This window comes from Microcoleus sp. B4-D4, from assembly GCF_036705185.1.
In the GTDB taxonomy this organism is placed as follows: Bacteria; Cyanobacteriota; Cyanobacteriia; order Cyanobacteriales; family Microcoleaceae; genus Microcoleus.
The window spans coordinates 1-20913 of sequence record NZ_JAUBTX010000025.1; the positions used below are offsets into that span (position 1 = coordinate 1).

The 20913-nt window shown below is 44.1% G+C and carries 22 protein-coding genes; 8 read left to right on the plus strand and 14 right to left on the minus strand.

The genetic code is table 11. The features are described from left to right. Positions 1-45: 45 nt before the first annotated feature. From QUB13_RS18375 to QUB13_RS18385, 3 genes are all read left to right on the plus strand, one after another. Positions 46-342 (plus strand): hypothetical protein, encoded by a 297-nt coding sequence (locus tag QUB13_RS18375; protein ID WP_333383144.1) that lies wholly within the window; start codon positions 46-48, stop codon positions 340-342. A gap of 124 nt (positions 343-466) precedes the next feature. Further along, entirely contained in the window at positions 467-1090 is a 624-nt protein-coding gene (locus tag QUB13_RS18380; protein WP_333383147.1) for a restriction endonuclease subunit R, read from the plus strand. A gap of 132 nt (positions 1091-1222) precedes the next feature. Beyond that, on the plus strand, positions 1223-2494 hold the full coding sequence (locus QUB13_RS18385; RefSeq protein ID WP_333383149.1) for a bifunctional sterol desaturase/short chain dehydrogenase: 1272 nt from the start codon (positions 1223-1225) through the stop codon (positions 2492-2494). A gap of 110 nt (positions 2495-2604) precedes the next feature. Here the strand turns inward: QUB13_RS18385 and QUB13_RS18390 are convergent, their stop codons facing one another. The 6 genes from QUB13_RS18390 to QUB13_RS18415 all read right to left on the minus strand — a co-directional run bounded on the left by QUB13_RS18390 (position 2605) and on the right by QUB13_RS18415 (position 7605). Next, on the minus strand, positions 2605-3420 hold the full coding sequence (locus QUB13_RS18390) for a phytanoyl-CoA dioxygenase family protein (RefSeq protein WP_333383152.1): 816 nt from the start codon (positions 3418-3420) through the stop codon (positions 2605-2607). 182 nt (positions 3421-3602) lie between these two features. Beyond that, entirely contained in the window at positions 3603-4202 is a 600-nt protein-coding gene (locus QUB13_RS18395; protein ID WP_194064944.1) for a glyoxalase-like domain protein, read from the minus strand. Between the two features lie 294 nt (positions 4203-4496). Beyond that, a complete protein-coding gene (locus tag QUB13_RS18400) occupies positions 4497-4709 on the minus strand; it encodes a hypothetical protein (protein WP_333383155.1) in 213 nt (70 codons plus the stop codon). A 22-nt stretch (positions 4710-4731) separates the two neighbouring features. Next, positions 4732-5280 (minus strand): hypothetical protein, encoded by a 549-nt coding sequence (locus QUB13_RS18405; protein WP_333383157.1) that lies wholly within the window; start codon positions 5278-5280, stop codon positions 4732-4734. Between the two features lie 66 nt (positions 5281-5346). Beyond that, positions 5347-5592 (minus strand): hypothetical protein, encoded by a 246-nt coding sequence (locus tag QUB13_RS18410; protein ID WP_333383159.1) that lies wholly within the window; start codon positions 5590-5592, stop codon positions 5347-5349. A 576-nt stretch (positions 5593-6168) separates the two neighbouring features. Continuing rightward, on the minus strand, positions 6169-7605 hold the full coding sequence (locus QUB13_RS18415; protein WP_333383161.1) for a tyrosine-type recombinase/integrase: 1437 nt from the start codon (positions 7603-7605) through the stop codon (positions 6169-6171). A gap of 174 nt (positions 7606-7779) precedes the next feature. Here QUB13_RS18415 and QUB13_RS18420 point away from each other — a divergent pair, with 174 nt between their 5' ends. Next, positions 7780-8184 carry a gamma-glutamylcyclotransferase family protein gene (locus tag QUB13_RS18420; RefSeq protein ID WP_333383165.1) on the plus strand — a complete coding sequence of 135 codons (405 nt, stop codon included), beginning with the start codon at positions 7780-7782 and terminating at the stop codon, positions 8182-8184. A gap of 4 nt (positions 8185-8188) precedes the next feature. On the opposite strand, the gene QUB13_RS18425 is transcribed toward QUB13_RS18420, so the two are convergent. The 3 genes from QUB13_RS18425 to QUB13_RS18435 all read right to left on the minus strand — a co-directional run bounded on the left by QUB13_RS18425 (position 8189) and on the right by QUB13_RS18435 (position 10557). After that, positions 8189-8923 carry a response regulator transcription factor gene (locus QUB13_RS18425; RefSeq protein WP_333383168.1) on the minus strand — a complete coding sequence of 245 codons (735 nt, stop codon included), beginning with the start codon at positions 8921-8923 and terminating at the stop codon, positions 8189-8191. Positions 8924-8970: 47 nt separating this feature from the next. Beyond that, on the minus strand, positions 8971-9240 hold the full coding sequence (locus tag QUB13_RS18430) for an ATP-binding protein (protein WP_333383171.1): 270 nt from the start codon (positions 9238-9240) through the stop codon (positions 8971-8973). 480 nt (positions 9241-9720) lie between these two features. Then, positions 9721-10557, minus strand: coding sequence for an IS5 family transposase (locus tag QUB13_RS18435; RefSeq protein ID WP_442922180.1), 837 nt, complete (start codon positions 10555-10557; stop codon positions 9721-9723). A 259-nt stretch (positions 10558-10816) separates the two neighbouring features. Here QUB13_RS18435 and QUB13_RS18440 point away from each other — a divergent pair, with 259 nt between their 5' ends. Further along, complete coding sequence (locus QUB13_RS18440) at positions 10817-13282, plus strand: NACHT domain-containing protein (protein ID WP_333383175.1); 2466 nt, start codon at positions 10817-10819, stop codon at positions 13280-13282. Between the two features lie 169 nt (positions 13283-13451). On the opposite strand, the gene QUB13_RS18445 is transcribed toward QUB13_RS18440, so the two are convergent. From QUB13_RS18445 to QUB13_RS18455, 3 genes are all read right to left on the minus strand, one after another. Next, entirely contained in the window at positions 13452-14012 is a 561-nt protein-coding gene (locus QUB13_RS18445; RefSeq protein ID WP_333383178.1) for an anti-sigma factor family protein, read from the minus strand. A gap of 337 nt (positions 14013-14349) precedes the next feature. Then, the gene (locus QUB13_RS18450; RefSeq protein ID WP_194012629.1) at positions 14350-15009 is read right to left on the minus strand and encodes a sigma-70 family RNA polymerase sigma factor; all 660 of its coding nucleotides are present in this window, start codon (positions 15007-15009) and stop codon (positions 14350-14352) included. A gap of 163 nt (positions 15010-15172) precedes the next feature. Further along, entirely contained in the window at positions 15173-15661 is a 489-nt protein-coding gene (locus QUB13_RS18455; RefSeq protein WP_333383321.1) for a molybdenum cofactor biosynthesis protein MoaE, read from the minus strand. A 114-nt stretch (positions 15662-15775) separates the two neighbouring features. Between QUB13_RS18455 and QUB13_RS18460 the strand changes: the two genes are divergently transcribed. Further along, positions 15776-15955, plus strand: a complete 180-nt coding sequence (locus QUB13_RS18460; RefSeq protein ID WP_333383181.1) for a hypothetical protein — start codon at positions 15776-15778, stop codon at positions 15953-15955. Positions 15956-16299: 344 nt separating this feature from the next. Further along, the gene (locus tag QUB13_RS18465) at positions 16300-16677 is read left to right on the plus strand and encodes an SH3 domain-containing protein (protein WP_333383185.1); all 378 of its coding nucleotides are present in this window, start codon (positions 16300-16302) and stop codon (positions 16675-16677) included. Positions 16678-16817: 140 nt separating this feature from the next. Here QUB13_RS18465 and QUB13_RS18470 read toward each other — a convergent pair whose 3' ends face one another. Then, complete coding sequence (locus QUB13_RS18470) at positions 16818-17798, minus strand: aspartate carbamoyltransferase catalytic subunit (RefSeq protein ID WP_333088075.1); 981 nt, start codon at positions 17796-17798, stop codon at positions 16818-16820. A 1029-nt stretch (positions 17799-18827) separates the two neighbouring features. Here QUB13_RS18470 and QUB13_RS18475 point away from each other — a divergent pair. Continuing rightward, entirely contained in the window at positions 18828-19046 is a 219-nt protein-coding gene (locus tag QUB13_RS18475; protein ID WP_006631282.1) for a DUF4327 family protein, read from the plus strand. A gap of 200 nt (positions 19047-19246) precedes the next feature. Here the strand turns inward: QUB13_RS18475 and QUB13_RS18480 are convergent, their stop codons facing one another. Then, positions 19247-20488 carry a protein kinase domain-containing protein gene (locus QUB13_RS18480; RefSeq protein WP_333383189.1) on the minus strand — a complete coding sequence of 414 codons (1242 nt, stop codon included), beginning with the start codon at positions 20486-20488 and terminating at the stop codon, positions 19247-19249. Positions 20489-20913 lie beyond the last annotated feature (425 nt).

The following is a 20913-nucleotide window of genomic DNA, read 5'->3' on the forward strand; positions in this document are numbered from 1 at the left end:
AAACTTATATTGCCGAGGCGCTCTCAAATTCACTCATCTTTCTAAATGCTGTTTTCTGACTTTTTCAGCAAGCCCTACGTAGTTGTTATGTGGTCGATCGACCCTAAAGACTTTTTTCAACCATCGGCGGCTGCTATAACCCGCAGTGTGCTGTCTCAAGCGACATCGGGGGCGATCGTATTGTTGCACGACGGCGGGGGCGATCGCCAGCAAACAGTCGAGGCCGTGTCGGCAATTATTCCCAAACTCAAACAGCAGGGATACCGTTTTGTCACCGTGCCGCAATTGCTGCAAATGCAAGCAGCCCAAAAACAGCCAAATGGCGATCTCAAGCCCAAATAAACAAAAACCTCAACAAAATCAACTCTACCCATCTGCGTTCACCTGCGTTTATCTGCCTTTATCTGCGGTTGCAATCACACTTATGCTAAAATTATTACCAATAATTTAAACTCGATAAATTATAATGCAAAAACTTCAAGCAAGAGATATTAACCTCCGCTATCTAATCGATAACTTCGGCTTGCAGCGAGTTCGTAAAGCTGATTTTTTCCCAGAATGGCAAGAAAACTTGCCGGAAGTAACAGACTCAGAAAAACAATTACTCGATCGCGTTCAAGACATATACTTCAACTTGGTAGACAGCCCGCCTGTTTGGGAAAATGCAGTCAAACTGACGATAGTCAGCCCTATTTTGTTTATTGCCGGTCTGTTTGAGTCTCCTTTTCAAGTCAAAGCCGAAAAATCGATATCCATTCAAGAGGAAGACGAAGGCAGAATCATCGAAGGCAGAATAGATATCCTAATCATGAAAGCAAACTTGTGGGTGACAGTAATTGAATCCAAACAACTTTCGTTTTCAACGGACGAAGCACTCGCACAACTCCTGACATATATGCTGGCAGATCCCAATCCTGAAACTCCTACTTTTGGGATGATTTCTACAGGTGCTAACTTCTCTTTTGTGAAGTTAGTCACAGGGGAAACTCCCCAGTATGCCCGATCGGCTGAATTTGTTATTTCCAATCCCGGCAATGAATTGTACCGCGTTTTGCAGATTTTAAAACGCCTAAGTCAACTGCCCGACTAGCAATAAAAGCAATTTTAAGCTTTGTTTTAAAACAGACAATATCTAATATCATGTCCGCCGATAACGACCGCGACCGAACCTTTTTTATGACCAGACATGATATAATATCTTAAATTTATAACTTCTGCGAGTATGGTAAATTACTGGATAGTCGGCGCTGTAGCAATAGCTTCTGTGTTTTGGGCAGAAATCATCCGAGACTTTTATCACGTCGCGTCTCATTATGTGCCGCCTTTGCAAAAGCTGCACAATTGGCATCACCGCGTTTTCCGCCCGAATTTGACTGCTGTCAGCGAGACAATTTACAAGCAAGCACACTGGCGTCACGATGTGCCCGAAGCTGCGGCGATGATGGTTTTGGGCTTGTTGCTGTGGCTTTTAGCTTATTTTGTGATGCCGGCATATCACTGGGGCGCAGCAGCAGGTTGTATTTATACTTTAGGCTTTTTGTTGAGTGCGATCGCCCGCGCGTGTGGCATTAAAGGTGCAGACGAATTAACCGACATCACCCACCAACCGGGAGAATTCCAGACTACCCCCGGCAACTGGTTCGTTAATAAACCTTATCATTGGCGGCATCACTTCGACAATCAAAATGCTTACTATTGCGGTACTTTCACCTTAATAGATAAACTTATGGGAACAGCACTTTCTCTTAAAGGCAAAACTGTAGCCGTCACCGGTGCATCGGGAACTTTAGGGCGTTTGCTTCTCAAACACCTGCACAAAGCTGGTGCAAAAGTTATCGCCCTATCCTCTGGAAACGAGCAAATTACTTTGAATGTAGGCGGCGATATTTTGCCTGTAAAAACTGTAATTTGGCACGCTGGCGCAGAGGCAGATTTAGCTCAATTGTTAGAAAAAATCGATATTCTCGTCATCAATCACGGGATTAACGTACAGGGAGAAAGAACCGGAGAGGCGATCGCAAATTCATACGAAATTAACACTTTTTCGGCGTGGCGACTGATGGAACTCTTTTTCTTAACAGTCCGAACTAACGAAAACATCGCTTGCAAAGAAGTCTGGATCAATACTTCCGAAGCAGAAGTGATTCCCGCTGTCAGCCCGCTGTACGAACTCAGCAAACGCGCCTTGGGAGATTTAGTTACTTTGCGGAGGCTGGATGCGCCCTGCATCGTTCGCAAGCTGATTTTAGGGCCGTTTAAAAGCAACTTAAACCCGATCGGCATTATGTCGCCAGACTGGGTAGCGCAGCAAATTGTCAAACAAGCTAAAGCCGATGTCCGCAATATCATTGTCACCATCAATCCTTTAACTTTGATCGTTTTCCCAGTTAAAGAGTTTTTTGTTTCTCTCTACTTCCAAATCTTCAGCCGGAAAGCAGTCTCTTTGACAGATATAGAATTAGAGCGATCGGGCGTTGAAGTAATAACTAAGTGATATCAAATCCGGTTAAATCAACCTAATGCTTCTAGGGTTCTAGGTGAAGTACGAATGACTTACGAAGTACATTCGGGCTTCACCTAGTGAGGGTACAGTAAGAATTGGTATTACTTCTTTCCTACCAACTCTGCTCTCTTTAGAAGTAGTTTCAGCCTGCTTGGCAACAGTTCCTTAAGATTCCAGCGATAACCAACGTATTTCAAATGATTCCAGGGGTTCAGGAAACCTGTATGAAGATTAACAAACTCTGGCTGGGATTTACCGTTACGGGCAACCACAAAATAGGGTGGTTTGAGAGAAGGATCGACGTGATTTAGGGACATATACTCAATCACGTAAGCCCAGCGGGTTTCCTGCGAAACATTAGGTGTTGTACTGTGAAGTGTCAGCGAGGAAAACAAAACAAGATCCCCCGCTTCTGCTTCAATGAAGAGTGGACTCTCAGGAGTTCCATCATACACAGCATAGTTACCTTCAAATTTGTGCCGCAGCCGTTTTTTGTGACTCCCCGGTTGTAGCCAAAGCCCACCATTTTCGGGGGTCATTCTGGTCAGTGCAATCCACAGTTGGTAGTGATTATCCTTAAGGTTGCTGTAGCCATTATCCTGATGCCAAGGAAAGGTTTCTGCTCCAGGTCCTTTGGCTACTGCCTGATCCCACCGCACCCAGAAATTTGGACCAATGAATTGTGCAAGCAGTTCCACAAGTCGGGGTTGAGAGATGAAGTTTTGGATCTTTTCACTGTATTGGAATAGCTGACTGTGAAAAGTTAAGCTTCCTTTATTCAGATTATTGTCCATGTGCTTCGGATCGGCTTCTTTAATATCCTCGATCAGTGTTCTCATCTCGGCTTCTGAAAAAAAAACCCGGAGCTTAACATATCCATCTTGATTAAACTGATCAATTAATTTTGTCTGTCCCATTTGCTTTACCTCTTGAATCAAGTTCTCAGTTTTAAACAATGTTTGGTGAAAATTAAAGATTTAGTTAAGTTGCAACGGAGAGGAAGAAGTCATAGCAACAATAACTTGTAAACTCGTAACTTTAGAAACCCGCTTTCTGGGAGAAACCGGATTTCTATATCTAAATTTTTTTGCCTGTGAGCTTAATTACTAACCTCGGCCATTTCAATCACGCGGCCGTCATAATCCTTGACCAAAAAATTCAGCGGCTTTTCCCGGCGAATTTTATAACTAATACCCCTAGTTTGTACCCTCATCAATAGCTGATCCAAACAATCGCGATCGAAACAAACGTGACGCTGGCGATTTTTTTCCCCTACACCGGCGCCGCTAATAATGTGCAGTTGAGTATTTTTCATCAACTGATACCACAAACCCTCGGGACTCCCCATCGTTTGAGAGCTCGTTCCCCTGCCGACATTCGGCGACAAATACAGGGGGTCGATACCCGTGGTTCCCAAGGTTTGCTCGTAATTGTAGTAGTAATGCAGCGGCACTTCTGCTACGGGCAGGTTTAGCATACCTTCATAAAACTCCCTGGCTTGTCCGAGATCCGATACCATCACCGTGTGTACCTTCGGAGCACTGGTGAGAAACATCCACATCGCCCCCGCATAGGCGGCCAGCAGCATCACCATAATCCCTTGAGTCGAAAACAAGCTGTCGAGGGGCAGGTCTGGCAAAAAAGAGCTCACGTACAAGGGCTGAAGTCCAAAAGCAATAAAACTAACTGTTAGAGTCATGAATTATAAGAAAGGGTAAACAACGAAATTTATCAAGATTGCCGTCGCGATCGCCCGCGAGACTTAAACTATTAGCTTAGCCATCTATCTTTTGACAAATCACCTAAAATCAATAGTTTCAAGCATTTTCAGACTAGATTCTAGAAATTTTCTAGTTGTTTAACGTATTTAGTACATCCTAGCCGTTGAGAATGCTTACCTAAACGAGTTAATTTTCTAGTCACATTCTAGCGCTGTAAGTACATTTATAAAATACACCCCTGTAAAAAGGGGGGTGTAAATTGAAAATACGTGTCAGCCTTTGAATCCAGAATTACCAGCGATCCAATTTTCAATTTTATCTAATCGATTAGATAGAAATTCTATTTGTAATCGGATGCCAACTCGTTCGGCTTCGGCTTCTTTAACCCCTTTAATAGTTTGATTGAGTTGTTGAATAATAGGTATTAAAGCAGCAATTACACCAATCACTAAAAATAAATCAATCCAAAAACTGATGTTCTGCACTAGCAATCCTCAAGACAGGTGGTTATTCGTTTTTCTTGTTAGCCAATTTACTTTTGTCTGTGAAGGTGCTGTTAATTGAAACTCTAGAACCTGCTGCCGTCTTAAAGTAAGTAGGTTTTTTGGTTCCACTGAAAGAGGTATTAATCCACAGGATTATTGCGGTTAAGCTCATAGTAGAAGGTACTCGCATAGTAACCTCTTTAATTGGTTTTTGTACACCCTTAATTTTACGAGTATATCCGCCCCCGGTTGGAACTTTGATAGCTCTGCCAATAATTTTCGCGGAATCACTTTTTACGGTTCCCGCGCCCGCACTGTTTGGAGTAACAGGTGTTGTACCAGTACCGCCCGTTACTACCTTCTTTTTTGGAATGAATAATGTTGCCCCTTCTAATGCCGTGCTAGTAGGTGTAATGCCAAAATGATCGACAAAATCCTCACGAACCTTGAAAGTTGTGTAACCAGTTGGATCTACTAGCGCTGCTACTGTTACCGATTGCGTCCCTTTTTTATCTTTAGCGGCAGCTATTTCAGCCTCTAGAGCTGCTTTAGTTTCTGCAAGTGTTGCCATAATTTACTTCCTTTTGTTAAGTGAATATCCTCCACCACAAAATGAAATTGCGGTGGAAAATATTGTTTAGTACACCGCTACAGCTTCTACAGCCGTGCCTGTGGTGTTTATGTTTACTGTAATTGGAATACTGAGGGTAACGCTTTTAGTACCCGCGACATCATCGGTAACGTTAGAAGAGACAATTCTACGAACAGTTACACCGGGGGCGGCTGCTGCAACCGCAATAATTTGCGCGTTGGTTATCTCTTCGATAAGCTGTAATAATTGTCCTTCGAGGGTTGTAGCCGTTAAGGTTGCTATAGCTGCCATGTTTGTTTTTGGTGAATTTACTTTGTAATTTAAGATTACAATACATCAGAGCCTATTCAATCCTTGATGGAGTTGTCTAAACCCTATAGGTTCTGACAATTTTTTTCTTAAATTAGCAATTAAATTTCATTCTCAATATACATACAATAGGATTGAAGTAAAATAATATGGCACAAAAAAAGCACCCTGCTAAAGGTGCTTTATCTGATTTACACCCCCCTTTTTACAGGGGTGTATTTACATAATGTGACTAGACACTGATTAGATCAGGATTTTTGTGATTGCTATCAGCGTTTAATTGTGTCAAAACCCGGCTTTAATAAGACAATTAACACCGTTGTTCATCTTGACAAGGCTAGGGGGGGATTTACACGCTTCCAATCGCCCCCTTCAGCGCTATCTTATCCCCTTCTCTTTACATCCCATTTTATCCCTACCTTGTAATACATACCTCTGCTATATCATTATATAAATTTTGCTTATCTGTCATTTTTAGGCACAAAAAAAGCACCCTGCTAAAGGTGCTTTATCTGATTTACACCCCCCTTTTTACAGGGGTGTATTTACATAATGTGACTAGACACTGATTAAGTCGGGATTCTCAGTCCTGCATAAATAGTGTCTGAGGATGACATCTACACTGTTACCGCAAGAGGTAGCTATATAGAGCAATGAATCTGTGTTGTGCTTATTAGCGTGTGCTGTAAGCGTAATATAAGTGTGTCTGGTATGGTACAAGCTCAAGTAGGTTTCGAGCTTGCCATCCTCTACCAATTGAGAAACTACCGCACCAAAATGATATGTTTTCATGGTTCCATCTGCAAGCATCTTTTTGATGCTATTACCCGCCCATGCGTTCGACAGACTAGCGTATTTGATGTACTTCCCTTTTTTACTAGGGAATACTAAATCAGACTTACTAGCACTTTTTATCTCAAGTAATATCTCTCTTAATCGAGAATCGTTTTTGAAATAAAATATTCGTACCTCACCCGTTTTAGTTTCTTTGATTTTGTTAGTACAAGTACCAATCGATTTTGAGAATCGAATAGTACCCCGGTTAAAATCAATATCACCCCAATTAAGCGCTACCGCTTCTGATGTGCGGCAACCAGTGAGAAAGTAGAATTCAATCAATGGCGCTAGGTAACGGTTGGTTGAATTTTCATTTTCATAGAAAGCTTTGATAATAGTATCGCGCTCTATTTTGGTAAAAGCACGTCTATCCTCTTCTAAAGCTTTCTCATCCTGTACTTCGTGCCAACTAATAAGTTCACCGTTAACAACCTTGTCAGCATATTTATCCTGAGTTGTTACGGTAGGTTTGCTGAATTTACCCGCTAAAAACGGGTTTTCAGTAGTAGCATTAATCGCTTCCTTTGATTTACAAAAATCAAAAGCCCTTGATAGTTCGTTCATAAGGTAAGGCTTCCGACAAACCTTTATCTTATCAAACTCTTCTATTATCAGCGCTTTGTCGCTTAACTTTACCGTTGACAGATGGGTTTCTAGTTGACTGTAGGTCTTTAAATTGTTATCCCATTTTTTGCCAAAAATGACATTAGTAAACCCGTTAAACATTACCTTAAAAGTGGTCTCTTCAACGGTTGTCACTTTCCATTCAAGGTAACGCTCCCAACACTCACCTACCGTTATCTCAGGCTCTAACTGAGTTGTGCCAGGTAACTGTAGTACATCGGCTATTTTGGCGTATTTACCGCCTCCCAAACCGTACTTAGCAAGGGTAAGGTCAAATAACTTATCCCATTCTGGATGGTCTAAATCACTCTCTATTGCGATCGCAATTTGAGCGGCACGCTTACGATCAGCCGGGTTGTCAGCTTTAAAGCCATACTTGGTCAAATAAAGGTACTTGGGCTTACCCTTTAACGATTTACCGTCTAGTGTCTCCCATAGCGGCGTGTGACGCTTAGGGAAGGATAGGCGGATCGAGTTGCCATCAGTGGCAACCTTGATGTCACAATCCAACTGGGGATGCTTATCAGCTCTCATTTGATATTTCTCCTGAAACTATTGATTTGTCAATGTTCTGGTTTTCTAGATATTTTCTAGATTATTGCCCGTTACCGGGTCAATCACACTATGCAGATGCCTAGAATCATAAGGATAGCACAATTTTGCGTCAGCCATCTATCTTAGCAAAAACTAGCGGTTAGGCCCTACCCGATGAAAGTCTTTGTCTACGGTACTCTCAAACCGGGGGAGTGCAACTACCGGCGCTACTGCGAGGGAAAGGTTGTGGATGCTTGCCCCGCGATCGCCCGCGGTCAACTTTTTGCGCTGCCGGTCGGTTATCCTGCGATGGTGGCCGGAGAAGGCATCGTCTGCGGTTTTCTCCTTTGTTTCGCTCGATCGGCTATTTTGGAAGATTTAGACCGACTTGAAGACTACGATCCGCTGCGGGAACCGACACAAAACGAATATCAGCGGCAGGAAATCGAAATCTGCGATCGACAATTCAAACCTCTAGGCACGGCTTGGGCTTACTTCATGCTACCCGATCGCGTTCGTGCTCTAGGAGGCATCTGGCTGCTCGATGGGACGTGGGAAAATAGGTTTTTCACAAAATAAAACGTTAATGCCGATGAGCTGAGGAAATTGCCATTGCCGCGGGCGAGGGCGGCTCGAACCTGTAACCGTAACCGCGAACAGTTTTAATAAACTGCGATCCTGTAGCATCAACTTGAATCATTTTCTTGCGAATCTGGCCGATATGTACGCTAACAACTTTCTCTTCTTCTGTGTTGCTGCAGTTCCAACCCCAGATTTTTTCGATTAGCTGTTGGCGACTCCAAGATTCACCGGAATGACTTGCCAAAAAATACAAAATATTAAATTCCAAGGTTGTTAACTTGATAATTTTGTCGTTGAGTGTTGCTTCCCGACGCGCTGAATCGATCGCGAATCGATCGAATATCATACGAGATGGAGTAACACACCTCATCCGTCTCAACACAACTTCGATCCGCATTGCCAACTCCGCCAGACCAAATGGTTTGCAGATATAGTCATCAGCACCGACAGACAGGACTTTAAGTCGATCGGCTTCTTCTGTGCGGCTGCTTAGCATGACCACAAAAACATTAGTACGGCGCTGCATTTCCTGGCAAAGATGATAGCCTGTAGTATCCGGCAAATTCCAATCTAGAACTACTAGCATTGGCTTGAATTCCTCAAACAATGCTAAAGCAGTCTCGCCATCTGCTGCCGAATCTACTTGATATTTCTGATTTAAAAAACGATGAACTAGAGTGCGGATGGCTGTGTCATCATCCACAACTAGAATTTTGGGAGCAGTATTAGTAGTCATCACAAAAAAATATCTTTCTTATTAGTTAAAAGTTGACGATTACAGATTTAGTCAAGCATAAATCCCAGCTCTCTCCAAATAACAGGCAATTCTTCAAGCAACTTAGCTTGGAGGTCAAAAGGCTCTCCCATATCCCAAATTTTGACTTCTAGACGTTCGTTAAACACGGTTATTTCAAGGTCGATCGGAGTTTGAAAGGGCAGATTTTTGTGTGCGTGGCGAACAGCATTTGTAAATCCTTCTATCGTAGCAAGTTTGCACTGCTGCAAAACTGCTTCTGGAATGGGTAGATCCTCAATAACTGCTCGACCCACCATAAAACTTGTGCAACACTATTGAGGTCAGTGTTTAGTTGAAGGTGAATTGTTTTAGTTGGCTGATTGTAACTTCGATAAAAGTGGCGATTGTGTCCTTTTTTAAATCCAAAATTCAAGCTGTTTAAAAAAATAACTGCCCGCTTCAAATAACCAGATTGATTCGTCTGCTGGGGTGACATTGTGTCGGGCTGAAAATTTTTCACAATTAACAGACAGTTGCGATTGTCAGAAGTGCGTGTATAGCTTAGCTTGTCGGCAATTTTGCTAATAAGTTTTATGCCGATTCCACGGGAGGGGATTTCATTGATATTATTTCTCATGTTGCTATCCTTTCTCATCATTTAATAGGTGATTTTGAGAGACACAAGAGAGTGGCATTTTGAAGGATTAATTTTGGATGATTTATGCCTAACTTTTCCCCTATGCCGTGCATTAGACCTCTTGCAAAAAAGATATATGTTATAATCAGAGGTTTTAAATTTAATCCCCTAGAGCTAACTCATAATTGTAAATTGCTGACAACAAATTACAACGCAGACCATAACGGCGACGGCGATTCCGATAACGACTCGACAATATTTTAAAAATTTTGAGACTCCGATTAACGTGTTCAATCACAATTCGCTCCTGTGCTAGAACTCGATTGTAGTCTTTTTCTATTCGAGAAAGTTTCCCATTTTTAGGTTTCTTTCTAGGGATATAACTATTGGGGTGATAATCCTTTATCCCTTGATAGCCACTATCTTGTAAGCTATTTGTTTCGGGATGAAAATGAGTTTTACTTTTTTTAAACAAGTTAAAGTCATGGCAATGCCCTGGTCCAAAAGCAGTGCAAATAATTTCTCTTGTCTCTTGATTAATTACCAATTGAGTTTTTAGAGTATGACATTTTTTCTTGCCTGAGTAATATCTTTTTTGTTTTTTTTTGGGTCGTTCAATCGCTGTTTCTGTGACATCCATCACCACGACCTCTGGATAATCAGAGTTTTTTAGTAATGCTTTCTTCCCAGGAATACGGAACTTTCCCGTTTTCATTAAAGTTGATTCGATATCAGTTACAATTCGGCAAATAGTTGATTCAGATACTCCCCAACTTGTCCCAATATGAAAATATGTTCGATATTCTCGCCAATATTCCAAGGATCCTAAGACCTGTTCTTCTAGAGTTAGGATGGTGCGACGTCCTCTTCTGTCTTTAGGATTTTCTACGGCAAACTTTTCTAAGGCATTAACCATTGCTTTTAGGGTTTGAATCTTGATACCAAATCTACGTTGAAATTGATCGGGTTTCAAATTTAGGTAAGATTGATTTTTCATGATTTACTTATTGTGTAACGACAACATAACTTTTTAGCATTTTATCCTGTTTATAGCAAGACAAGAGTGAAAATAGCTGAGGGGTTGGGATTCAATCAACTCAAGCAAAACTTTTCATTATATCATAAAATTATTTTGCAAGAGGTCTATTAGTTGTCAGGATCATTTTCTCTTGGTTGCTGGGGTCTTGACAAACTCAGTTTGCGATCGCTAAACTGATCTAAAATTGACATTGACAAATACAAAAGTAAATTATATAATGACGACCCTCAAAGCCTCTGACGAGGGATTAGTAAAAATTAGGCAAGCTAGAAGAGAGAGGGGCTCGACGATAGAAGACCCCAGATGGCTAGTAGAAGCTAGTCAAATATTAGAACCCGATCGCGCTTGGACAGAGGCAGGGCCCTATGCCGATGGCCTATCGCTGCCAACTTGGAGGCGTTTTTTAGCAGGAAGAGAACCAATTAAAGCCCATGCTTTCAAGGCTTTCTGCACGGTTTTGCAGTTGGATTGGGAAGAAATTGTCGATCGTCCTCCTTTAGCCTCCCCTTACCAAGTGGGGGTTGGGGGGGTTAGAGATTTTTGCCAACAGCCTATTGATTCGGTAGTGGAAGAGATACGGCAAAAATGCCACAGCAAAATCCAACAGCTTTACAGCAAAATGCAACTGTTGGATATTGCACAGCCCGTTGATGTCAGCAACCTCTACGTTGAAGTCAACATTTTGGAGGAAATTACCAGTTGGCAGCCGGGAGAAATTCGCGATTTATTGAGAGACTTCAACCCAGATGCGGATAACTTTAATCGCTTGGGATTGGGTAAAGTACGCCAGAAACGAGTACCAGGATTGGATGCGGTAAAATCTCACTCTAAACTGATGGTACTGGGCAAACCTGGTTCCGGTAAAACTACTTTTTTGAAACACATCGCCATTCAGTGCGATCGGGCAAAATTTGAAGCAAACAAAATACCGATTTTTATCCCTCTAAAAACCTTTGCTGAAATCGCTAATTTTGATTTATTAGAATATATCAGCGACGAATTTGCCAGTTGCGGAGTTGAGGGGCGATCGCAAACTGAATTCGCACTCAGTCAAGGCAGAGGTTTGATTTTATTGGACGGCTTAGATGAAGTACCAGAATCAGATAGCGATGCAGTCGTCAGACAGATTCGTCAGTTTGCCGGAAAGTATTACAACAATCAGTTTATTATTACCTGTAGAATTGCCGCTGCTAAGTACAGATTTCACGACGAAGCCTTTACCTGTGTTGAGGTAGCCGATTTTAATGATAAGCAAATCGCTGCCTTTGCGATCAATTGGTATGTGGCTTTTTCCCAGAATATGGAGGCAGGGAAAGCTTTAGCATCTCAATTTGTAGAGAAGCTGACACTGCAAAAAAATCAGCAAATCCGAGAACTGGCAGTAACGCCTATCTTGTTAAATTTGACTTGTTTAGTATTCCAAGCAAAAGCTGATTTTCCATCCAACCGAGCCAAGTTGTATGAGGAAGGAATGGAAATAATGCTCAGAAAATGGGATGAAACCAGAGGCATTCAACGGGATGAAGTTTATCGCGCTTTGAATTTGTGTCGCAAGAAACATTTACTTGCTTTTGTGGCAGCTATTACTTTCGATCGGGGGGATTATTTTGTTGAAAAAAACACAGTTCAGCAATTGATTGCTGATTATCTAGCTAACTTACCCGATGCCACAACTAACCGCGTTCAGTTGGAGAGCGATAGTGAGGGTGTGCTGAAGGCGATCGAGGCACAACATGGATTATTAGTGGAAAGGGCAAGAGGGATTTATTCATTTTCTCATCTAACATTCCAAGAGTATTTTACTGCTACAGAAATAGTTAACAATTCTGCTCCACAAGCTTTGGAAAAACTGGTCAGCCACCTGACCGAGAAGCGTTGGCGAGAAGTCTCGTTGTTAGCAGTTGGGATGTTGCAAAAAGCTGATGACTTGTTGCTGTCAATGAAGCAGAAAGTTGATGGAGTCATCGCTGACGATGAGCAGTTACAGCAGTTCCTAGTGTGGATCAACAAAAAATCCCTTTCTGTTGATTGTGCCTACAAACCTGCGGCAGTTAGAGCATTTTACTTGACCCTTGAATATCCCCTCCTTGACTGCGGCTTTGCCCTTTCTCTTGACCCTTGTCTGAAAAAAGTTGTGGGACAAGCTCTGGAACAGGTTCTTAACCTTGCACTTGAAGGTGCTCTTGACCTTGCCCTGAATACCGTCCTTAAGGATGCGCTTGAGCCTACTCTTGGTTACATCAGGCTTACCCTTGAACGTACCCTCGTCCCTAACCTTGACCTTGTTCTTGAATGCGACCTTGTACCTGCCCTTAAGCCTGAACAAAGGCAAGGGATACAAGAACTTCTGGAACAACTGCCCGATCCAAAAAGTGACAAAGAGATATTTGCAAAATGGTGGCAAGATAACGGTCAGGCTTGGGATAAGCGATTAAGACAAATGATGATTTTGTATCGCGATGTGCGTCGCGTTTGGCAATTTAGCGAGCAGCAGAAGTCATTGCTGAAAAATTATTACGATGCTAATAAATTGCTGGTAAAGTGCCTCAATAGCGGTTGTAATGTATCTCCTGCTGTGCGGCAGGAAATTGAGGAGACATTGCTGTTGCCGATCGCCAATATCCAAAAAATCGGTGACAAGTGCGTGAAGCGAAGCTATCCCGTAGGGAATCGCCCGCTCTAATTCCACTCGCTACCTACTCGGATATCAAGATGCGATCGCCCCACAATTCGTCATTCAAAGCCGAGGAAGCGTCAAAGAATCTATCCACCTTGAAAAACTGGGAAAAACAGCAAAAAGCCCCCTTTTTTAGGGAGCTTAGCAACTTCAGTTACTGCTCAAAAATGCAATCCTACTGCGCCTTTGGCAATGACTTTTGAGGGGTTGCTACACCAACTTTGGGAATATCCACGATCGGCGCATTCACCCCAATCATCAAATCGTTGGGATTAAGAATCTCTACCACCGGCTCGTTCAAAGCCACAACCAAACCATCAGATTCAGCAGGAAGGGGCGATCGAGCAAACTGGGGAGCAAACAATTGGCGGCCCCCACCGACACCAGACACCGCCGCAATCAACAAAGCTGCGATCGCACCTCCACCCAAAACCCAATTTCGTTTCGTCTTGCGTTCAACCCGCTGCAAAACCTTCGCCGCCAAATCCTGTGCCGATTGTTCCGCAGCCGGCACCGGCATTGAGCTAAAACTTCGCTGCATACTCAAAAGTCGCGAGTACAAACGCTTCGTCGCGGGGTCATTTGTCAGCAATTCTTCAACTTCTCGGCGTTCTGTCGCCGTCACTTCGCCGTCAAGGTAGGCACTCAGCAATTCAAAGCGATCGCGCATCATGGTAGTTACATTGCCCTGGGGATAATTGTTGTTAGCTGGAGTTTCACCGAGTGAATCCCCCATACGTTGCTGATTCTGATTTCTTGCTGATTCAAAGTTATGATTCATCTTTCACACCACTCGATAAAATTGGGAGAAGTACGCGATCGCTTTTAAAATGATTGACTCTTTATTTAGATTGTAAAATAGAAGCTTTGATGTCATAATAAACTTCATCAAATTTTCTTCACCTCGCCCAAAAACCGATACAATCTCCTCACTTTTGTCCTGCCGATATCCTAATTTTAGACTTTTGTGCGCTCTCCTTTGATTCACCCACCGACAAGTAAATCTAAAATCTCAAACTTGTAGGGCGAAATCTAAAATCTCAAATCTAGAATCTAAAATCGAATGAATTTTGCTAATGACCGTCAAGATATTTTTGCAATTGCAACTGCAATCTTTGACGAGCTCTAGCAATTCTAGACTTGACCGTTCCCAGAGAAACTCCGGTTATTTCCGCTATTTCCTCATAGGCTAAACCTTCAATTTCTCTCAAAACAATTGTCGTGCGGAAAACTTCCGGCAAATCGGCGATCGCCGATCGCAACTCGTCATAAAATTCTCTAGTCGTCAAATCATCATCAGGCCCCGGACTGTCCGCCGGAATTTCCCAATCAATCTCTCCATCTTCCAGAGCCCTGGGTACGTCCAGGGACAGAGGAGTTCGCACGCGCTTGCGCTTTCGCAACTCATCGTAAAACAAATTAGTGGCGATGCGACTCAGCCAGCCCCGAAATTTAACAGGCTCTTGCAAGCGGTTAATATTGCGGTAGACACGAATCCAGACTTCCTGAGCCAAGTCGGCTCGGTCTTGCCAATCGGGGGCCAAGTGATAGAGAACCCTGTCTACGTGGGACTGATACCGCTTCAACAGTTCTGAAAAAGCTGTGCTCTCAGGTCGGCTTCCTTCCTGACATCGCAACACCAAGTCATAATTAGAGAGTTTTTCGGCTGGCAATTGCACTCTTTGAACGGTCGCCACAACCGCAGACCAGGACACGGAAATAAAGTCGCTCATGGGTGGAATTGGCTCATCGAACATTCCACAGTTGTTGACGCTGACCGATCGTCACAAGTTCCCAAACAGGGGAAGAGATGGAGACTGGGGCATGGGACACGATCCCGAAAAGCCTTGATAACAAACAACCAATAACCAATGACTAATGACTGATGACTAATGACTAATGACTGACCTCGCACGCTCCAATACTAACCCAACTGCTAGAACCGTCGGCCCAATGTTCCTTTTTCCAAATCGGTACGTTGTGTTTGAGCGTATCTATGGCGTATTGACAAGCTGCAAAGGCAGAGTCGCGGTGGGGACAGCCAACAGCTACCAGTACGCTGATTTCCCCCACCTGCAAGTGTCCGACGCGGTGGTGAATGACGACCCGATTGACATCGGCCCACTGGCGGCGGATTTCCGTAGCAATTTGCTGGAATACTCGCACGGCCATTGGTTCGTAGGCTTGATATTCTAGGGAAACTACAGCTTGACCGTCAGTTTGGTTGCGGACTGTACCGCTCATCATTACCACCGCTCCGTTGGCGGGGTCATCTGCCAAAGTGTATATTTCTTCTACAGATAACGGCGCTATGGTAATGGCGAAGCTGTCTGATTCATGACATTGAGGTATTGTGCCGATCGCAAGTGCAGAAAGAGAGTTCATTGCCAAAGAGGTGATGCTGGAGAACTCTATCGATCTTGACACAAATCAAGTCGCGATCGATTTATCTTGCATCATGTCACGCATACATAAAAATCAATTTTTAGCAATATAGTTGTGAAGCCTAGCTATCTATCTTCGGGAATCTGCCCGAATAGTTGTAGCAGTGCGATCGGCAAAAATATAACTCACCAGAATCAAATTCCGACAGTGTTTAAAGGCGAGCAGCCTGTTTGCGCGATCGCCCATAGCTATCTATCGGCAATCGCAAATCAATCAGCAAGCACAGCAACATAAGTCGTATTATGCCAGAGTCGCAGTAAGCAATTTCTAAGCCCAAGCGATGACTGCGTTCCCTTTTTGATGACACAGTTAAGTTTAATTCGGCGCTCATACCGAGCCGCGCCGTCCAAATTTTTAGGAAAAAATGTAAACTTTATTTATTTTTTGTTCCGCAATGCTGGTTAAATGACATGATGTACTTGTGCAGATTTCAGGCAAAGCCAGCGAATACTCGGCAAAGCAAGACTGTAGCACCCTTTTGTACCTTTTTTTACCCACAAATTAATGGTTTGGGTGTTAATCTAACGTTTTGACCTGAGTCTGCATCAACAACTGTTAACAACAATCATGAGGAAACTATGGAAGCACTAGCATTGAATCATTCTTTTGTTGCTTATGAATCTCCAGAGTCCGAACTCCAACTGGAATTGAAAATTCCTAAATCTGCATTGGTCGGCGTTGCAGGTATGGCAGTAGCCTTATCTGTTGTTAGCGTCACTGGCGAAGCGCAGGCAGCTTGCCACTACAAGCGCTGCGGCGGCGGTCACAACCATCACAGCTACCGCGAAGTTGCCACCAACGGCGGTCGTCTGAATATCCGCCACCGCCCCAATGGCTGTTCTCGTGTCATCGGCAAGTTATACAGGGGAGATAACGTAAAATTGACCGGTCGTTACAGACACGGCTGGGCCCAACTCAAAGGTGGCGGCTGGGTTTCTAGTGCATGGCTCAACTAATTCTTAACTAGAGAAATTTACATTTTCTAGAAAGAATTTTAATCGTTATCCGGGTAGACCGGGTAACGATTATATTTTAAAGAGGCGATAGATCCTGAGAATCATCGAAGATCCGAAATTAATCACTAACAGCCCACCACCTAAACTTTACCGCCGCCGATCAGATACAGTAAAGCCATCCGCACCGCTACGCCGCTGGTAACTTGCTGAGAAATCAGGCTAAATTGGGGATCGTCCATCAAGTCCGAGCTAATTTCCACGCCGCGGTTAACCGGGCCTGGGTGCAAAACCTTCACATCCGGCTTGCAGAGTTTGAGCCGATCGCGCGTCACCCCATACAAAGAATGATACTCTCGTAAACTCGGCAGCAAATGCTGGCTCATCCGTTCCTTTTGCAGCCGCAAAGTCATCACAAAATCAGCATCAGCCAAAGCAGGTTCAAGCTGCCAGTGCAAAAATAACTTACCTGGACGAACATCGCCGCACTCAGCAAACAACAGCGGTAGCAAAGTCGGCGGCCCGGCCAAATGAACTTCAGCCCCAGAAGCCGTGAGACTCCAAATATTAGACCTCGCCACCCGCGAATGCAAGATATCCCCCACCACAGCAATTTTTTTGCCCGCTAAAAGTTCCAGCCGCGGGCCTTCGCTATCTAACAGAGAACAGATAGTAAATAAATCTAGCAAACCTTGGGACGGGTGTTCGTGCTGGCCGTCTCCTGCATTGAGAACGCTGACTCTCGAACCCAACCGATCCATTTCCGAAGCAATTGTGCTGGGAACTCCAGCTTGTTCGTGGCGGACTACCATCAAATCCGTTCCCATCGCCAGATAAGTCTTAGCTGTATCCAGAATAGTCTCTCCCTTGGTCAGAGAAGAACTACCAGGGGTAAAATTCAGCGTATCCGCCGACAGCCGCTTCGCCGCCAATTCAAAACTGTTGCGAGTCCGGGTGGAGGGTTCAAAAAACAAATTCGCGACCACTTGACCCTGCAGGGCCGGCACTTTCTTCGTGCGGCGGCCGAGCACCTCCCGAAAACTGGCCGCAGTTTGCAGCACCGTGTCGTATTCGTCGGAGGTAAAATCAGCTAGAGTGAGAATGTGTCGCCTTGTCCAAGTCATGCAATTTTAGATTTTAGATTTTAGATTTTAGATTTAGTGCATCATGACTATAGCGCGTTGCGTGAGAACCCCGGTCTTTTAAGCCGGGGATGAAACGCAGTTGCAGCCTTTAGGCGGCGAGTAATCTGTGTTATAATTTTAACAATGCGGAACAAGTGTATCAACTACGTATTGAACCATTCCTAGAACGGTGAGATCCCGGGCAGTAAGACACCCTCAGCATTTTTGTCTGAGAAAGACTTTTGAGACAGCCAAGCAGCGCAGGATGGGGAGCGTACCGAACTGGCAAGAGTGTTGAAAAGTGCGAACGAAAGCATAAGGCAAAAAGTAAGCGTAATTGCACCACCAAAAGGTAGTTGTTTTGAACGTCTAGAGGTGTCTTGACAGCGCCTTTAAGAGTGTCAAAGCTTCTTAAGAATCTCCGTACCTTCAGGTCGGAGAGTGTCAAGGGTTGGGAACTTGCTGGCACGCCTGCGTCGGGCGGCCTAGAATGTTCTACCGACAGTCGCGCGGATTCCGCTCAACATTATCTAACCATTTTTGACCGCCTTTGCCGTCATTAGAGCTATAATTAGTTTATGCAGTTGAGTCCCCACTGTGGCAGCTTTCACTAGCGCCGAAGTTGAAACGAATGCTTGACTCGCCCGAAAGCGGAAATTAGACTGTAGCAGCGAAAGAGTAATTTCAGTCGATCGCCAACTCAGCCTTGTCAAAAATAAGCCGAACGCAGCCTTTGCAGCATATGCTATGATATGTGGAAACAATCGAGGCGGCAAACTTCCCACGGCCGCTCGACAGCATATAGCGTGACATTTTAAAGATGATTAATTCTTTGAAGTCAATCTTGACTCTTCAGTCTTGCTTATAGGCCCTTGTCAAAACGAACTGTGTTAAGATACAAGTTGAATATGTAGCTTCCCGAAAAAAATCTACACGTATCTTGGCTAGACGGTTCTTGGCGAAACTGCGATAAAGAGTGTGCGCTGGGAAGTGGTAATTACACAAGATTTAAACAATTCAAGAGGTATTATGAGCCAGCAGGTTATACAGCCGATGGTTAAGTTCCAGCGTCAGGTGCATTCTCTCGTCACGTCTGACATTATCAAGCCGACAGACAGTATTTGGAAAATAGCTTTGCTTTATGGGGACGAATGGCCTTACTGGAAACAGCAACTCCTAGAGTTTGATTTTTCTATGCAAGATCCCGTTAGCGAGTTGATCGCTGTAGAAGCTTGGGACGAGGAATAACAGCCCAGACGGAGGACTTTGGTATCTGGGAGAAATTAACAGGCGATCGGGTAAATTTATCAATAAATTTGCCGCTTCTAACTTCTTCCTGATGACGTTGGACGTTGGGCGTTGGACGTTCGATCGATCGTTCGATCGCTCACGACATCGCACTAAGGACTGATGACTAATGACTAATGACCAATGACTAATGACTTCTCTTAAAGGCAAGCTGCTAAAGCTCTAGCTAATTGTTTAGCGGTTTGAAAACGATCGCCCGGTTTAGTTGCAGTGGTTCGCAAAATGGTCTCGCGCAACGAACGTGCGATCGTCGGAATATTTTCCAGCTTAAACCCGTAACCTTGAGTTATTTTGCCATAAAACTTTTGAGGGCTTTCGCCCGTCAGCAAAAAAATTAAAGTAGGCCCGATCGCATATAAATCAGACTGAGGGAGAGGTTGTCCCCGGTCTTGTTCCGGTGCGGTGTAGCCTTCAACGCCGATGCGAGTGCCCGGTGGAGTGCCGATTTCTTTAACCGCACCAAAATCCAGCACTGTAATGCCATTGTCGCGGTGGCGCACCAGCAAATTAGCAGGTTTAATATCCCGGTGGACGATCGGGGGTTTTTGAGAGTGAATGTAATCCAAAATTTCACAGGTTTGGATCATCCACTCGATCGCCTGTTTGGGAGCAACAGGGCCGCGGTTGTAGATGCGTTTTTCTAAATCCTCGCCGTGAAGCATTTCCATTACTAAATATTTTTTCCCCCCTTCGACAAAAAAGTCAAAAAACTGAGGAATTCCCGGATGGTGGAGAGCCTTGAGAGTTTTAGCTTCGCGTTCAAACAGTTCTTGAGCTTTACCTATTTGAGCCATATCAGCATTCATTTCTTTGAGGACTACCAAAGAAGCTGCGGGAGAACTTCCGGGTTTTTGAGCTTTGGCTTTCTCTCGATCCCAAGCTAAAGTCGTTGTCCCCATACCGCCTTGGCCCAAGGTTCGCAGCACTTGGTAGTGACGGACAGTGCGATCGACTTTAATCGGTTCGCCGCAGTGGATGCAGAATAAATTCCCCGGCGGGTTTCCCGCGTGGGTACACCTCGGGGTGGCAGTATGGGCGGTAGGGATCGCCTCAATTTTGCCGCCGAGTTCAATCGTGACAGCTTGGAAATGCAGAGTTGGGCCGCCCCGCGCCAACTGGATCAGCACACCGTCGGAGATCCAACCCTGAGACATCAGAATACCGTTAACAAAAGTGCCATTTGTTCCCGAATTGACTAAGTACCACTGACTGTCGGTGCCGCTTTTAACTCTTTGCAATTCCAAGTGTTCGCGCGACACAAGAGCATTGGGGATCACAACGTGATTTTCAGGAGAACGGCCGATGCGGACAATGGACTCGCTCTCGAAACTCCACTGTTGCAGGGGGGTCTGTTTTTCTGGATCTAAAAGAGTCAGCAGCATTTTCGATTCATAGGATTAATTCTGCCCGGTAAGATCTATATAAGGTGGACAAGACTGATATCAAGGACAGATTTGAAATTTATTTCTTGCTTATTTCTAGGGAGTCGGTTGCTTCTAGTCTACAGGCGGGAATTCAGGACGGCGTATCCTTACTCACCAAACTCACGGATAACGGGAATTAGAGATCGAATCATTGCTGCGTTTAAGTCCCGATCGAGCAACAAATAGTCAGACTCACAATCACAAACTCGTTTTTTTGGCATTGGTTGCTTGTTACCGCCAGCCCCACAAGTTTTTGATGATGGATATGTCGAAGGGTTGACAGTTAACTGTTACCTCTGGCTAAAAGGAAGAAAATTGAAACAATGAATAATTTTGTTTTATTTCCCGCTCAAAGGAGGAGGCTTTAAACCCATTTTTCTCGG